This is a genomic window from Paenibacillus solani, assembly GCF_050475945.1.
Classification (GTDB): Bacteria; Bacillota; Bacilli; order Paenibacillales; family Paenibacillaceae; genus Paenibacillus_AQ; species Paenibacillus_AQ solani_A.
Window position 1 is genome coordinate 335,412 of the sequence record NZ_JBCMXJ010000005.1, and the last position, 15,756, is coordinate 351,167.

The 15,756-nt window shown below is 46.9% G+C and carries 15 protein-coding genes and 1 riboswitch; of the genes, 4 read left to right on the forward strand and 11 right to left on the reverse strand.

Features of this window, described 5'->3' with window-relative positions; translation table 11 throughout:
* Positions 1–399: 399 nt before the first annotated feature.
* The 4 genes from ABEQ74_RS03235 to ABEQ74_RS03250 all read right to left on the reverse strand — a co-directional run bounded on the left by ABEQ74_RS03235 (position 400) and on the right by ABEQ74_RS03250 (position 4,181).
* Complete coding sequence (locus ABEQ74_RS03235) at positions 400–726, reverse strand: hypothetical protein (RefSeq protein WP_430119389.1); 327 nt, start codon at positions 724–726, stop codon at positions 400–402.
* 371 nt (positions 727–1,097) lie between these two features.
* Entirely contained in the window at positions 1,098–1,892 is a 795-nt protein-coding gene (locus ABEQ74_RS03240) for an SDR family NAD(P)-dependent oxidoreductase (protein ID WP_430119392.1), read from the reverse strand.
* A 120-nt stretch (positions 1,893–2,012) separates the two neighbouring features.
* Positions 2,013–2,858 carry an aldo/keto reductase gene (locus tag ABEQ74_RS03245; RefSeq protein ID WP_430119394.1) on the reverse strand — a complete coding sequence of 282 codons (846 nt, stop codon included), beginning with the start codon at positions 2,856–2,858 and terminating at the stop codon, positions 2,013–2,015.
* A 108-nt stretch (positions 2,859–2,966) separates the two neighbouring features.
* A complete protein-coding gene (locus ABEQ74_RS03250) occupies positions 2,967–4,181 on the reverse strand; it encodes an MFS transporter (RefSeq protein ID WP_430119397.1) in 1,215 nt (404 codons plus the stop codon).
* Between the two features lie 193 nt (positions 4,182–4,374).
* On the opposite strand from ABEQ74_RS03250, the gene ABEQ74_RS03255 reads away from it, so the two are divergent.
* Positions 4,375–4,779 (forward strand): winged helix-turn-helix transcriptional regulator, encoded by a 405-nt coding sequence (locus tag ABEQ74_RS03255; protein WP_430119399.1) that lies wholly within the window; start codon positions 4,375–4,377, stop codon positions 4,777–4,779.
* 195 nt (positions 4,780–4,974) lie between these two features.
* On the opposite strand, the gene ABEQ74_RS03260 is transcribed toward ABEQ74_RS03255, so the two are convergent.
* From ABEQ74_RS03260 to ABEQ74_RS03275, 4 genes are all read right to left on the reverse strand, one after another.
* Positions 4,975–5,973: an ABC transporter substrate-binding protein gene (locus tag ABEQ74_RS03260; RefSeq protein WP_430119402.1), complete on the reverse strand. Its 999-nt coding sequence runs from the start codon at positions 5,971–5,973 to the stop codon at positions 4,975–4,977.
* A 33-nt stretch (positions 5,974–6,006) separates the two neighbouring features.
* A complete protein-coding gene (locus ABEQ74_RS03265; RefSeq protein WP_430119405.1) occupies positions 6,007–7,722 on the reverse strand; it encodes an ABC transporter ATP-binding protein in 1,716 nt (571 codons plus the stop codon).
* Between the two features lie 95 nt (positions 7,723–7,817).
* Positions 7,818–8,852: a FecCD family ABC transporter permease gene (locus ABEQ74_RS03270; protein WP_430119408.1), complete on the reverse strand. Its 1,035-nt coding sequence runs from the start codon at positions 8,850–8,852 to the stop codon at positions 7,818–7,820.
* A gap of 1 nt (position 8,853) precedes the next feature.
* The gene (locus tag ABEQ74_RS03275) at positions 8,854–9,909 is read right to left on the reverse strand and encodes a FecCD family ABC transporter permease (RefSeq protein WP_430119411.1); all 1,056 of its coding nucleotides are present in this window, start codon (positions 9,907–9,909) and stop codon (positions 8,854–8,856) included.
* Positions 9,910–10,133: 224 nt separating this feature from the next.
* A riboswitch (Fluoride riboswitch) is annotated at positions 10,134–10,194 on the forward strand.
* Between the two features lie 72 nt (positions 10,195–10,266).
* Between ABEQ74_RS03275 and ABEQ74_RS03280 the strand changes: the two genes are divergently transcribed.
* Positions 10,267–11,592, forward strand: coding sequence for a voltage-gated chloride channel family protein (locus ABEQ74_RS03280; RefSeq protein WP_430119414.1), 1,326 nt, complete (start codon positions 10,267–10,269; stop codon positions 11,590–11,592).
* 90 nt (positions 11,593–11,682) lie between these two features.
* Here the strand turns inward: ABEQ74_RS03280 and ABEQ74_RS03285 are convergent, their stop codons facing one another.
* Genes ABEQ74_RS03285 through ABEQ74_RS03295 form a run of 3 tightly spaced genes read right to left on the reverse strand, consistent with a single transcriptional unit; the run spans position 11,683 to position 13,621 of the window.
* The gene (locus ABEQ74_RS03285) at positions 11,683–12,366 is read right to left on the reverse strand and encodes a hypothetical protein (protein ID WP_430119416.1); all 684 of its coding nucleotides are present in this window, start codon (positions 12,364–12,366) and stop codon (positions 11,683–11,685) included.
* Positions 12,366–13,253 (reverse strand): ABC transporter ATP-binding protein, encoded by an 888-nt coding sequence (locus ABEQ74_RS03290; protein ID WP_430119418.1) that lies wholly within the window; start codon positions 13,251–13,253, stop codon positions 12,366–12,368. The genes ABEQ74_RS03285 and ABEQ74_RS03290 overlap by 1 nt, the downstream gene beginning before the upstream one ends.
* Entirely contained in the window at positions 13,253–13,621 is a 369-nt protein-coding gene (locus tag ABEQ74_RS03295; protein ID WP_053492920.1) for a GntR family transcriptional regulator, read from the reverse strand. Before ABEQ74_RS03295 ends, ABEQ74_RS03290 begins: the two co-directional genes overlap by 1 nt.
* Positions 13,622–13,857: 236 nt before the next feature.
* Between ABEQ74_RS03295 and ABEQ74_RS03300 the strand changes: the two genes are divergently transcribed.
* Positions 13,858–14,991, forward strand: a complete 1,134-nt coding sequence (locus tag ABEQ74_RS03300; RefSeq protein ID WP_430119421.1) for a phosphodiester glycosidase family protein — start codon at positions 13,858–13,860, stop codon at positions 14,989–14,991.
* 230 nt (positions 14,992–15,221) lie between these two features.
* Entirely contained in the window at positions 15,222–15,644 is a 423-nt protein-coding gene (locus tag ABEQ74_RS03305; RefSeq protein ID WP_430119423.1) for an Imm7 family immunity protein, read from the forward strand.
* The last annotated feature ends 112 nt before the right edge of the window (positions 15,645–15,756 follow it).

Below are 15,756 nucleotides of genomic sequence, written 5' to 3' on the forward strand. Positions count from 1 at the left end.
TAAAGAGTCGGACATATGATTCGGGTAATGCTTAATAATAAATCTAAATGGAAAACCATATTCAATACGTGCTACGTCTCCACCCTCGATGATTACTTTTCCAGGAGTGAGTAAAATCGTTAGCAGAGCTAACCACGCTGAGAGATTAAATATCCTCCTCCTAATAATTCTCATTCGTTCTCCTCCTTTAGCGAGTTGAATTTAGAAACTTCAAACAGAGCTAATCCCATTTTTCCAACAACTACATATTATGTTTATTTCTAAGCTGCGTAAACACCCAGTGTAGATTCAATCAAATCTTAACAACAAAAAAACCGCGTTTTATGCGGTTCTTCGTAAGATTCTATCCATCCTGACGAAGAGCCGCGTAAGCTGAGAGCTTGCGCGGCTCTTCCAACCTTACGAGGTTGGGGACTGTTTCATAACTTCCTCAATCCATTGTATCATTTCCGCTTCGGTAGCATCTTCGCTTGACACCTGACTATTCCACAAATAATCCAATCCGTCTTTTGTGAAAGTTCCATTCGAACCGTCAGAAATATCTTTTACATAGGTATGACTTGTGACGACACCTTCCGAAGGAAAAACGGAATATTTAAAGTGATGCTGCACCTCATTTACGAAATCCAACTCAATCTGTTGCGCTTTTTTGTTCGCTGGAATAATTTCATAACCGAATTCTTGCCCGGATGTAACCGAACTTAAAGCGTTATACCCCTCGTTCACATGGTAGCGGCAGCGTGCGCAGGTTCCTCAGTACTATTTCGATATCTTTCCTCAGCGTTTACCCACCTTTTTAAACTTTGTTATGTCACTTAGTAAAGTTGTATGGAGGAATACATGAGCAGTATCTAGATGACATAAATCATGTTGCTTTTCTGTTGTGAATTTTTCATATGTTGAAATAATGTAATAAATGGCGATGTAGGCTCAGTCTCATCTTCACAACAAAAAAACCGCGTTTTTACGCGGTTTTTAAAAGGATCTATCCATTCTGACGATGATATGGTGCCTGCTGATTACACGATGTGAAACTCACATTCTCTAAGCCGGAATCCCGTTCATTACGATAGAACCCCCACAAATCACGGGCACACTCAAAATACGCTTCGTACCAAGCCACCATCAATTCGGAGCGCCGAACCGTTGATTGCGGAGGATTTGGGACAGCTAAGATAGGTGACAAAATCGGCGATCTCTTCCGGACGAATCAACCGCTGAATAATGGACGTCGACCGATTTTCCTTCATAAAACGCTGCTCGGCTTCTTCAATGGTGAGGTTCTCATTGGGATAGAGGGTATCCAGCATCGTTTCAACGCCTTCGGTGAGCGTGGACCCAGGCATGACGGTATTTACCGTTACACGGGTACCTGTCGTAAGCTCCGCCAGGCTCCGGGAGAGGGAGAGCTGCATTGTCTTGGTTGCGCTGTAATGCGCCATCTCCTGGGACGGCATGACAGCCGCTTCACTCGCGATAAAAATAACTCGTCCTTCATTGCGATTGATCATATTCTTCAAATAGTGCCGGGTTAACCGAACACCGCTCATAATATTGGTCTCAAAGAACTTGAACCAATCCGCATCTGAAATATCGAAAAATTCAGCAGGCTCAAAGATCCCCAAATTATTGATGAGTATATCAACAACCGGAGCAGCTTCCCTGACTTGATGACAGCCCTCCTCCGTTCCGAGATCAGCCACAACGGAGCGCAGCTCGGCATCCGGATGTACGGCATGAATGTCATGAATCGTCTGTTTAACTTTATCCTCATGTCTTCCATTAATAATAACGGAAGCCCCCTCTGCAGCAAGCGACATGGCAATCGCTTTACCGATGCCAGACGTCGAGCCTGTGACCAATGCAACTTTGCCCTTAAGATCCAGATTCATTTCGCTCTCTCCCTCCAATTTATGTAGGAATGGACTCTCCTGAATCCATCGTTACTGTCCGAGGTTCAGGAGAGCCGCAATATTCATTAATCTTCTATTCTTGTATGAACACAGACTTCTTTAGAAATCAAAGTTATCCGGGTCCGGTCCTACTCTGTGATTTTGATTCAAGCTATCGATACGCTGCATATCCTCATCGGACAATTCAAAATCAAAGATGGATGCATTTTCGATAATGCGATGTTCCTTGGTCGATTTCGGAATCGTGACCACACCGTTCTGCAGATCCCAACGAAGAATGACCTGGGCGATGGATTTATGATATTTGTCTGCAATTTGCTGAAGATCCTCCTGATTCAGCAGCTCTCCCTGCATTAATGGAGACCAAGCCTCAAGCTGAATTTCGTTCTCCCTGCAGTACGCCTGCAATTCTTTTTGCGTTAGACGTGGATGATATTCCACCTGGTTTACCATCGGTTTGATTTCTGCTTCCTTCATCAGCTTCTCCAGATGATGAATTTGGAAGTTGCTCATGCCAATGGCTTTTACGCGCCCTTCCTTGTATAACGTTTCTAACGCCTTCCACGCCTCTATATATTTTCCTTCAACTGGCCAGTGAATAAGGTACAAGTCCAAATATTCCAGACCCAGCTTTCGAAGGCTTTCCTCGTATGCCTTCAAAGTCGATTCATAACCCAGATCGGCATTCCAAACTTTGGAGGTTACAAACAATTCTTCCCGCTTGATACCTGCAGCTGCCAAACCTTCGCGGATGCCTTGTCCAACTCCTTCTTCATTACCGTAGATGGCAGCCGTGTCGATGCTGCGGTAGCCATGCTTAATGGCTGTACGAACGGCATTTACCAGCTCCGGTCCTTCCTCTACTTTAAATACGCCTAGTCCAAACCAAGGCATGTTGACGCCATTATATAAAGTGGTTGTATCTTGTAAGTGTTTTGCTGTCATGTTGATAAACCTCCATATTTTTTCTAGTTGGTAAAAAAGTTCAGCCTAGTTACAGTATTTCCGATGACACGTTGAAACATCACCCCCCTTTATCATAAAAATAAATATTTAAGCTGCCTGCAAAGCCTGCTGATCAGAGTTTTCCGAATCTTTTCGTTCCAGCTTCAGGCTCCAACCCGTGAGCAGGACCGCACCGAGTACCATCAGGGCTCCGATCCATGCTGTATGAATCAACCCCAATGAATTTGTGATCAAACCTCCGAGAGAAGCGCCTATGGCGATGCCGGCATTGAATGCGGCTATATTAAGAGCAGACGCCATATTCACGGCCCCTGGTGCAAAACGCTCGGCCAGCATCACGACATAAACCTGTAATCCAGGCACATTCATGAACGCTAGAAAACCCATAAGAATAATCGTGATTAGTCCCGCGACTTTAAACGGCACTGTAAAAGTGAGCACCGACAGTACTAGCGCCTGGGCGATAAACATATAGAGCAGAGCTCTCAGAGGCCTGCGATTGGCCGCCTTCCCGCCGATCACATTGCCAACAGCAATTGCAATCCCGTATACAAGCAGGATGAGTGTCACCGTATTTTCCTTGAAGCCTGTTATATCCTGCAGTAATGGGGATAAATAAGTGAAGACAACAAAGGTTCCGCCATATCCAAGAGCTGTGATCAGAAGCATAAGCAGCAGTCTGCCATTCGTGATCAATTTAGCTTGGTCACGTAATGAGGTTCGTTCTCCTTTAGGAAGGTCCGAAGGGACAAGGATACTGTTCGCAATGAGTGCAATAATACCCACCACAACAATAGCGACAAAAGCCAGCCTCCAGCCCCATTGTTGACCTATAAATGTTCCAAGGGGAACACCGGTGACCGTAGCTACCGTAAGACCCGTAAACATGAAGGAAATCGCCGATGCCCTGCGGTTCTCTGGGACCACGCTTGCGGCAATGATTGAGCCGATCGACATGAACACACCATGAGAGAAGGCTGAAAGGATGCGAGCGGCAAGCAATATGCCAATGGAAGCTGCACCCGCTGCCAGGCTGTTACCGATAATAAAAATGATCATAATCCAAAGCAGCAGCGTCTTCCTGGACATCCTGGATGTTAGCGATGTAAGAATCGGTGCGCCGAAAGTAACGCCAAGTGCGTACATCGAAACTGTTAACCCGGCGGTTGTTACGGATATGTTCATATCATTGGCAATCAACGGCAGCAGCCCTACACTGATAAATTCTGTTGTGCCGATGGCGAAGGCACTGACGGCAAGCGCTATAAGCGCAAGCAAACTTCTTCTTTTATCTATAAGCATGATGTTCCTATATTCCCCCTATCCTATTCTCTTGCTTGTGTATTGTAAAAATATTGTGTATGGCGTTATCCTCTCGGCAAATGCTATTATGATTCATATCATCACTTGTGTGAAGAACGTACTTTTTTGTAATGTAGGCACCTTGGGGTACCCTAGGTACTTTTCAGTGCCTATTAGAAATAGGAGGCTGAATATGCAAACGAAGAAATACAACATCGCCGTTGAAGCGACATTGGAAGTCATCGGGGGCAAGTGGAAATGCGTCATACTATGTCACCTGACTCATGGCCGTAAACGCACTAGCGAGCTGAAACGCCTCATGCCGAATATTACGCAAAAAATGCTCACACAGCAGCTGCGAGAGCTAGAGGAAGATGGTGTGATTAATCGCATTATTCATAATCAAGTACCGCCTAAAGTCGAATATGAGCTCAGCGAGTATGGCAGGAGTTTAAGCGAAATTCTGGATATGCTCTGTACATGGGGCGAAAAACATATTACGAAAGTTTACGGAGACAAATTCAGTGTGCTTGAGGACAGCATCCTGAATGATAAACTGAAGGTCTCGGACGAGCCCACATCCACAGAGACACGCTAAACCTGATTAATAAACAATCCTGATACAACAAAAAGGGCAAGGTCTGGATCACGGACCTTGCCCTTTTCATATTCTCTCTATTGCATCTTCAAAGAAAGTAAATTATAAGAAACTGAGACGAATCGTGAATGGGATACTGATCCCGGAAATAGCGTTTCTGTAAATGATAGTCCTTACAGATCACGAGACCGCTGTTTAATTCGCGTTTTCCTTCTCTTTTTGGCTGACGATCATTTCCGTCACTTCCTCGGCCTGAGCCAGGACAGCTATAGGATCAAACGGCCAGAATCGTTTGGCATCGAGATAAAACACGCGATCCTGTTTGACGGCATCAATCGAAGTCCATACTTTGTCCTTCTTATCCATCTCCGCTCCTTTGGACTCATCAAAGAAGATGTAATCGCCAGCATAATCATTCAGAACTTCCAAGGATACCTCTTTGAAGGTCTCACCAGGGGCAATCAGTTCTTTCTGGATTCGTTCTGGAGGCGTAAGCTTGAGCTCCTTGTATATCGCCAATCCTCCCCGATAAATGCCATCTCCATACAGATAGAAGGTTTTGCCGAATGCGCCAAAGATAGAAAAGGTTTCTCCCTCTTCAATAACGCCGTTCACTCTCGTGCGTAGCCCTTCTATTTTCTCATCAAAATCAGCGAGCCACTTCTTCGCTTCTTCTTCTTTGCCAAGAATAGCACCCAATCCCTCGACTTCTTCGTGCACACTTCGATAGGTTTCATAAGGAAGAATGATCGTAGGAGCGATTTTTGACAGCTTTTCGAATACTTCCGGATCGGAGTTAGCGCTAATTATCAGGTCGGGGTTAAGTTGCAAAATTTTCTCTGTCGCGTTTTCCCCTGTGCTCTCTATTCCTGCAATTATATCCTGGATGTGGACATTCTCAAGGTCTTTCGCTGTTGCACCTATCGGCTTCTCTCCTAGTAACAATAAGGTAGGTAAATAGGCATCGACTACAATCCGTTGTGGCTCGGCGGGATACTCGATGGCACCATGAATCGTATCAACCTTTCTAGTCGTGGCTACTGAGGCTTCAATCTGGAGCTTGTCCGTGCCTGTAGCTGTTTCACGTGAAGTACCAGCGCTGTTGGTGGTATTACCATTCCCGCCACATGCGGAAATCAAGAATGAGCATACGATGAGCATCGAGAGAGCTGCTCGAAATTTATACGTGAACATATTTTCATACTCCTCATAAAATTTATGCTTGGATCAAGCACCGAATTGAGCCCGATGCAATCGGCTATATATACCATGCGCTGCGAGCAGATCTTCATGGACACCTTGTTCGGCGATGCCTTTGTCTGCAACCACCACAATGCGGTCTGCATTCTTGATCGTAGCAAGTCGGTGTGCAATCACCAGCGTCGTACGTCCCTCCGACAGTTCGGCCAGCGCTTGCTGAATCGCTGCTTCGGTCTCCGCATCCAATGCAGACGTTGCTTCATCCAGAATAAGAATCGGCGGGTTCTTGAGGAACATCCGAGCTATCGACAGGCGCTGCTTCTGTCCACCGGACAGCTTAACGCCTCTCTCGCCAATTAAGGTGTCCAGCCCATCCGGAAGCGAAGCAACCAGATCTTCAAGCTGGGCACGTCCCACCGCTTTCATAATGTCGCTGTCTTCAGCATCCAATCTGCCATAGGCAATATTTTCACGGATGCTGCCATCAAACAGGAATACATCCTGCTGCACGATGCCGATATGGGAACGAAGGGATTGCAGCGTCATGTCCCGGATATCGATCCCGTCAATCGTAATCCGACCAGCAACTGTATCATAGAAACGCGGCAGCAGAGAGCACAGCGTGGTCTTGCCTGCCCCGGACGGACCTACAAGCGCAACGGTTTCACCAGCTCGTATGGACAAATTGACATCCTGCAGTACTTGATCTTTATTCTCATAACCGAAGGATACACCGTGAAAGCGAATATCTCCCTGCAGATGGTTAACGGGCTTCGCATTAGGCGAATCCGCAACATCCGGTTCGCTCTCAAGCAGCTCCAAATAACGCTTAAATCCGGCGATTCCTTTCGGATACATCTCAATAACCGCATTGATCTGTTTGATCGGACCGAGGAACACATTGGACAGCATGACAAAAGCGATAAATTCCCCGTTGGTCATCCGCCCCTCAATCACGAACCAAGTACCGCACACCAGCACGAACAGGGAGATGAATTTCATCAGGATAAAGCTGATCGAAGAATTCCACGCCATGATGCGATAAGCAATCAGCTTCGTTACGCGGAAGCGGTTGTTGTTCTCGGCAAAACGTGCCATTTCATGCTCCTCATTCGAGAAGGCTTGTACCACACGAATACCGCTGACGTTGTTCTCCACCCGTGCGTTGTAATCGGCAATATCGGAGAACATGCGCTTAAACGCAGCCGACATTTTCCCACTGAAATACAGCGATAAATAGATCATCAAAGGAACAATCACAAACGTCATCACGGCAAGCTGCCAGTTGATCCCGAGCATGATGCCCAAGGCTCCGGCAAGCGTCATGACAGCAATGAACAGATCTTCCGGTCCATGGTGGGCAATTTCCCCGATATCCATCAGGTCATTCGTCATCCGCGAGACTAAATGTCCCGTCTTGTTGTTGTCAAAAAAACGGAAGGATTGCTTTTGAACCCGATCAAACAATTTTTTGCGCATATCCGTCTCAATGTTGATACCGAGTTTATGCCCCCAATAGGTGACAACATAATGTAGGAAAGAACTGACAACATAAATGCCGAGAAGACCCAGACAAGCGTATAAGATCCACTTCCAGTTGCCGCTCGGCAGCAAGTCATCAATCACGCGGTTGACAGCAACCGGAAATATTAATTCAAGTAAAGCCGCAAAGATAGCGCAGCAAAAATCCAGGATGAACAACCCTTTATAAGGCTTGTAATAAGAAAAAAATCGACGCAGCATAAGGTCCTCCTTAATCCGATATTCCGTTATAGAAATGAGCAAGTCCTTCCTTTTAATAATCGCCCATATTTAGATCCGTCACGAACTTATCCTTATTAAGCTCTCGACCTGGATAACAGGTACAGAAAATAGGGAGCACCGATCACCGCAACCACGACCCCCGTCGGAATCTCAGAAGGCTGAATGAGCCAACGTCCAAGGGTATCTGCTGTGATAACCAGCAGTGCACCGACCAGCGCCGTTACCGGCAGCAGCATCTGATGCTTCGCACCGACCAACCGTCTGGACAGGTGGGGTGCGATAAGTCCGACAAATCCAATGCCGCCGCTTACCGCGACGCAGGAGGCCGCCAAGCCAACCGCCGCTGCCAGCAGTTTCAGCTGCTCCCTGGTGACGTGAGCACCGAGTCCGGTTGCCATCGGTTCTCCAAGATTGAGAACGTTCATCACCTGCGCTTTATACATGACGAAGGGCAGAAGCACAAGAATCCATGGGAGCAAAGCCAATACAAACTTCCAGCTCGAACCCCAGATGCTGCCCGCTAACCATGTGGCAACAAACTGATATTTTTCAGGACTCAAGCGCAGCGTTAGCACGATCATAGCCGCACTGATGCCAGCCGCAACGGCAATCCCCGTTAATAGCAGCCCCGTCGGCTTAAAGCCTTCATTCTTCTTATAGGCCAGCACGCATATTAATGCAGCGGTTAAGCTCGCCCCAATCAATGCAAGCACCGGCAGTAGATAGACAGGGGCCGCCGTCGTACTTGGGAAAAATGAAATGAACAGCATCACCATCAAGCCTGCTCCTGCATTAATCCCCAAGATTCCCGGATCCGCCAGCTCATTACGGGATATTCCCTGCATTACACATCCCGATATCGCTAACCCGGCCCCAATAAGCAGCGAGATAACGATCCGCGGCAAGCGAAATTCGAACAGCACCAGCTCCTGCTTATCCGTCCCGCTCCCAAACAGTGTTTTTATGACCTCAAGCGGCGATAAACGAATGACGCCCGTGTTCATACTGATCAGAAATATCAAAACGATCAGTGCAGCCAGCATAGACAGGATGATGATTTTGCGTTTTTTGTCTTTTCGCCCATGCATGGTGTTTGTGACGGTCTCCATTTTACAGTTCCCTCCTTTCTTTGCGTGCCAGGTAGAGGAAGAAGGGCACCCCGATCAACGCGATGATAGAGCCCACCGGTGTCTCGTATGGAGGGTTCACCATCCGTGCTGCCAGGTCGGCAATGACGACCAGTAAGCTCCCAAGAACCGCCGAGCAAGGAATGATGAGGCGATAATCCACACCGACCAGCTTCCGGGTGACGTGCGGAATCATGAGACCGACAAAGCCTACCGCACCGACAACCGAGACGGCAGCCCCTGCCAGCACCAGCACAATCACCGTTCCGGCCAGCTTGACGAGTCCCGTCCGCTGCCCGAGCCCGCGGGCGATCTCATCGCCAAGGCTTAGCATGGTAATAGAGCGTGACAATCCAATAGCTCCTAATATAGCAACGACGATCCATGGCAGCATAATCTTCAGATGGAACCATTTAATCCCCGCGGTTCCGCCGGCATACCAGAATGCCATGTCCTGTCCGACCTGAAAATACAATGCAATGCCCTCGCTAAGCGCACTTAACAAAGCACTAAGGGCAGCACCCGCAAGAACGAGGCGTACCGGTGTTAGCCCCCCTTTTGCCATGGAACTGACCCCATAGACGAGGACCACACCTAATCCTGCTCCAAGGAATGAGAACAGAATCAGATACATATAAGGCAGTCCTGGAAAAAACGAAAAACAGAGGGCAATGGCAAAACCAGCTCCCGCATTTAAACCAAGCAAACCTGAATCAGCGAGCGGATTGCGGGTCATCCCCTGCATGATCGCACCCGATACGGCAAAGCAGGCGCCTACCATTGCCCCACCGAGAACCCTCGGCAAGCGCAGTTCCTTTATGATCTGATGCTCCGTCACATCAGGATTAAAGAAGAACACCGCCTCCCATACATTTCGCAGATCAATCTCAGCCGCTCCGAGCGAGATCGATAAAGCTATGCCAAGCACCAGCGCTGCCACGCCTCCCGTAAGAATCAGGGTCGCAGCCCATGGTCGCCCCTTGAGTTTAACGTGGGTCTTGGAATCTGTAAGACTTGGATTGGACATGTTTGATGACATCATTTTCCCCTCAATACTATGATATTGATTCTCATTATCATTTGTAACTATAAAATAAAGCTCTTCCTTCGTCCATGGACATATTCAAGTTCTTATCTGAAAAAAGTCCATGCCCAAGATTTTTTTCCAAAAAAAGTGATACTTCTTTGGACTCAATAAAAAGCTCCGCTCCTATGGATTGTGCCATTGACATAGAAACCTATATTCCATTACAATAAATGCAAATTGTATGAGGCGATGGAGTTCGCCATAACCGCTTTCATAGCTAATGACTCCTACCAGAGGTTGTTTCCCTGGTAGGAGTCTGTTTGTGTATAGAGAGGGTAGCGGCGAATTTACAGAAACGGGTGAGTTTACATGATGAAGAAAAGGTTTGAACAGATCAACCAGTGGTCTTACGCAATGCTATCTGGATACTTGATCAAATGGATATTTCTCGGGAGCTTGGCAGGGCTGTTGATCGGAAGCGCTTCCGCCTTTTTTCTGTATAGCCTGGATTATGTAACTTCCCTTCGTGTGGACAACCCATGGCTTCTCCTCCTCCTACCGATAGGAGGTGCATTCGTCAGCTTCCTGTACTACAAATATGGCAAGAGCAGTACCAAAGGAAATAATCTGATTATCGAGCAGATCCATGGCGGAAACGAGTCTATTCCCTTCCGTATGGCTCCATTGGTTCTGATCGGAACACTGATTACGCATCTGTTTGGAGGCTCCGCAGGACGGGAAGGCACCGCAGTCCAGATGGGGGGCAGTTTATCGGAGGGGCTAGGTAAGCTTCTTCGGGTCAAGCCGCTGGATCGAAAAATACTGCTTATATGCGGGATCAGCGGTGGTTTCGGCTCCATCTTCGGTACGCCGCTTGCAGGAACGCTGTTTGGTCTAGAAGTGCTTGCCATCGGATTGATTTCACACCAGGCATTGCTCCCGGCATTCGTGGCCAGCGTGGTCGGAAACATAACCGCAACTTCTTTATGGGGTGTTACTCATTTGCATTATCCGATCGGAGAAATTCCTGCGCTGAGCTTGATCGTGTTACTAAAGGTCATTCTAGTCTCCATTCTCTTTGGCCTGACAAGCAGACTTTTCAGTGAGTTGACCCATGCCCTGAAGCGTTGGTACAGCTATTTCTTCGCAAATCCAATGATAAAGAGCGCTGTAGGCGGCGTCATCATCATTGGACTGGTTTATTTGCTCGGTACACGAGACTATCTGGGTCTCGGCATTCCCCTGATTGAAGAATCCTTCGCTGGCGATGTGTCGCCATTTGCTTTTCTGGGAAAAATTATATTCACTTCGCTCACGCTTGGAGCAGGGTTCCAGGGCGGTGAGGTAACCCCGCTGTTTGCCATAGGGTCGACACTGGGCAACGCTTTATCAGGATGGGTCGGATTGTATGCGCCTTTCCTGGCTGCCTTGGGATTTATCGCTGTTTTTTGCGGAGCAACGAACACCCCGATTGCTTGCTTTATCATGGGAATTGAACTGTTCGGAGGGGAAGGCGCTGTATATATGTTTATGGCCTGTGTTATCAGCTATTTGTTCTCGGGACATACCGGCATCTACACCTCGCAGGAGATCGGCACTTCCAAACATCCATGGCTCTTGTTCCCTCAGGGTACTACACTTGCAGGAGCGAAGGCTGTAACTAAAAAGAAGCCCAAACAAAAGACGTCCGAGTAATCGGACGTCTTTTACTTGGTGTAACAGCGTTAACAGGAATGTTTCGTACACGGAGCGTTTCAGAAGCATCTATTTGTTACTAAGCAGTCACTACACCGTTGACTTACGCAGAAACTGACGAGAACACACCGTCAGGGTCAGCACAATCGGAATGATCCATAGTGTCAGATCAAATGCAGTTTGCTTAGTAAACCATATAAAGATCGTTCCCCACCATTCATACCGCATCGCGATTAAGCTCAAGCCGGAGATAATAATCATTACAGCGGCTAGCATGATAAAAGTTCTGAGCCCTCTGAATCTTAAGAAAAACGCACCAATACCAAAGCCTAACATAGCAAACATCATGAGCAATATGAGATTCACAACAAATTGGACGAGCCATGATCCATCATTGAGATATGGTAGATGGAAGAAATGGACCGTATCCCCCCATGCCCCACTCCATACCTCAACGTAGGAGAGCACCACCAGCGCAGCCGAGCTAAATATACTGATCAATAGAATAAAGACAAAAGTCCCCAGGAAAAAGTCCATTCTCCGTATGCTAAACCCCATAGAAAAAGGAAACAACTGCACTGCTGTGACCAATGAGGTAACAAACATAAATATATAGATCGCCCCTAGACCACCTGTGTATAATGTCTCCCCGTCAATCAGCACGCTGATCAGCAGATTAACCAAGAAGTTGAAGGAAATGATGATCCAAGGCAAATAGAACCAACTTAGTTTATGCCTTAGATGAATCTTCATAACACTGGATATTCCTCTCATCAGCGGTTCGCCACCTTTCCGTTTCTCGTTAAATGAACAATTAATTGTTGCAGGGATACAGGCGCCGTTTCCAAGCCAGCTTGTTTAGCTTCTTGTTTCACAGCAGTTTCTGAGGTTCCCATCACCGTCGCCGAAACCGTCGACCCCAACATTTCCCGATGGATGACTTCCCGGCCTTGTATGAAGGACTCAACCTCAGATTGTTGTCCGATTACGGTATAAGTGCGTCCACGCAGTTCATCTGTATCCGTGTCCAGCAATATTTTTCCGCCATCTATTACGATGATATGCTCCAGCAGTCTGCTAACCTCATCAATCAGATGAGTGGACAGAATAATGGTACGCGGATGATTGGTGTAATCCTCGATCAATTGATCATAGAACAGCTCTCTGGCTACTGCATCCAATCCGAGATATGGCTCATCAAAAACCGTGATGGGCGCGCGGCTGGCAAGCCCGACGATGATACCTACTGAAGACAGCATACCCCGGGATAATTTTTTTACAAGCCGCTTCATTGGCAATCGAAATACATCGATCAGTTCCTTGGCATATACCGTATCCCAGTTCGGATAAACGTCGGCTGCCGTTTCCATGACATCCCTAACCGTATATAAATCCGGATACTTCTGGCCTTCCTTAATAAAACATACCTGTTGAATGACGCTACTGTTTTCATAAGGATGCTCTCCGAATACTCGGATCTCTCCTTGCGTTGCGAATAGCTGTGCTGTAATCATGTTCATGATGGTTGTTTTACCGGCTCCATTTCTCCCCAGTAAACCATAAATCTTATTTGCTTCGATTTTGAAGCTCACATTATCGACGGCTGTTGTATCCTTGTACACCTTACTCAGATTCTTGACTTCGATCACGGTTTGGCTCATCAGTCTTGCTCCCCTCTGCGGATCATTTCCGATAATTGATCTTTGGTAATGCCCAGCTTAGCTGCTTCCTTAACCATGGAAACAACATACTGTTCATAGAACTCCGTCTTCCGCTTCTCCATCAGCTGTTCACGAGCTCCTGAAGCTACAAACATGCCAATCCCCCGTTTCTTATACAGAATTCCTTGATCTACCAAAAGATTGACACCCTTGGCAGCTGTAGCTGGATTGATCTGGTAAAAGGCCGCAAACTGATTTGTTGATGGAACCTGTGTCTCTTCAGGCAGTCGTGCTTCTATGATGTCGTCTTCAATTTTGTCCGCAATTTGCATGAATATTGGCCTGCTATCATCAATCTGAAATGCCATTTACCTCACCACTTTCAATTATGACCTTATTTGCATAACTGGTTAGTTACTCATGTAATTAACCATACAAGAGGCTAAGTGTATTGTCAATGGTTTACCGACACTTTTTAACAAAAATAAACGAGAACCCAGACTTTTGAACTAAATAAATAGTCCTGATCATCCGATAAAAAATAGGCGCAGCAACTGCGCGGCTCAATACAGACACAGATGAGAAAAGGAGCTTAAGAGGAAACATGAGAAGAATCATTGCAATCGTATTACTAGCTATGCTGATGGTAATCACACCACTGTATGCTGCATCACCGCCCAAGAATCTAGCTTACGTCGACAAGAACAGCCACTCCTATATTTCGGTTGGGGTTCTCAAAACCTATGATGGAGTGAATGTCGTTTATACCCCTGCCGAGAAGAAGCTAGATATTACACGCGAAGATACAGCGCTTACGCTCTATTTGGGTAGTCGAAAAGCATATATTAACGGCAAGCAGGTTCAAGCCAACGCAGCTCCGTTCTCAGAGAATGGCTCGACATACGTTCCGGTGCAATTTGTCAGCCAACACCTTGGATTAACATTATCTTGGGGCAAGAACAGATCTACCTTGAAAATCACGGATGGCAGTGTGGCTAATACCCTGCCTGTTATATCGGGAACCATGATATCCAGCCAATCCAAACCCGTAACTACAGCTAGGAAAACCTTCAAAGTAGGGTCGCGCTCGTTCAGCGCGCAGGTTGTTACCGTTTCACTTCTTCACCCGAAAGTGGAGCTTGATGTTGTCCTTGCAGGCAATAAAGCTGGAAAAGTTGAGGATTTGCGCAGTATAGCGAAGCGCAGTAATGCACTCGTGGCTATTAACGGTACATACTTTGATGCTTATACTTCTGGTTCATATAAGGCTCCGTACGGATATTTAGTCAGTAAGGGGAACATCTTTCACAAAGCCTCAGGCGATAATCGGACCATCTTTACTTACGACAGCAACAATCTGGCTTCTATGATGCCAGGACTTGATTTCAAATCCGTCTACGAAGCCGGACATATGGAAGGAGCTCTTCAAGCCGGTCCTCGTCTGCTGACAGATGGCAAAGTGACGCTAGACGTCAAGAAGGAAGGATTCAAGGATCCAAAAATTCTGACAGGCGGCGGAGCACGAAGCGCGCTTGGCATCACGAAGGATCATAAGCTGATTCTGTTAACGACAGGCGGGGCAACCATTCCCCAACTGGCAGAAATCATGAAGCAAGCTGGCGCATATCAAGCGATGAATCTGGATGGCGGTGCCTCCAGCGGTTTGTATTATAACGGGTCTTACCTGACTACGCCTGGCCGGCAAATCAGTAATGCAATTGTCGTCAAATATAAATGATCTACCCAAACCTTCTCTGGCTGTCTGGAACTTTCTCTTCCGGACCTGCCTAGAGGAGGTTTTTTCTATTGCAAAAATAGGGACAATTTTTGGAACAAAACACATCAGGGAATAAAGGAACTGTTTCAGGGAGAAGCACCGTTGTGTAAGTATAAGGAAAACTGTTTATTAGCAGCAATAGTAGAGCTGAGGACAGATCAATCTATTATAACGACAAGGAGAGCGATTTCATGTTTGAATTTCACGGCTGGGCTACGATCCGGCAGAATCCTGCTGAATCGGATCAGGAGCAGCTCGACATCATCATTCAGAAAATCCAGCTTAAGATTACCGAGTTTGCCTGGGGCAGCGGGTTGCTTTCCTTGAATGCGGCTAACGGCTCCTATTATCTTCATGTCGGAGGCTTTACGAATCGCAGGGAAAAAGAGGCTGACGAGATTGTAGAATTGTACCAATGGATTGGAGAGATTGCTCCGGGTTCATACGGTCTTCTGTACACCAGGGATGATGAGAATATGGAAGGTTTCGATAACGAATTCCGTGTTCAAGTGTTGTCCCGCGGCCAATTACAGGACCAACGCGACCCGTTCCTCTCCCCTTGCATCCCGGTGATCGAAGATCAAGCTGTTTCGAGAAAGCCTGAACGAATGTAACCAGATAAATAAATCCCGCAATCCTGCCCTACCATGTCCTCATGGAAAGCGGATTGCGGGATTTTTATGATTCTCAAATAAGTAAAGGAATTGTGATTACAGGATACTGCTT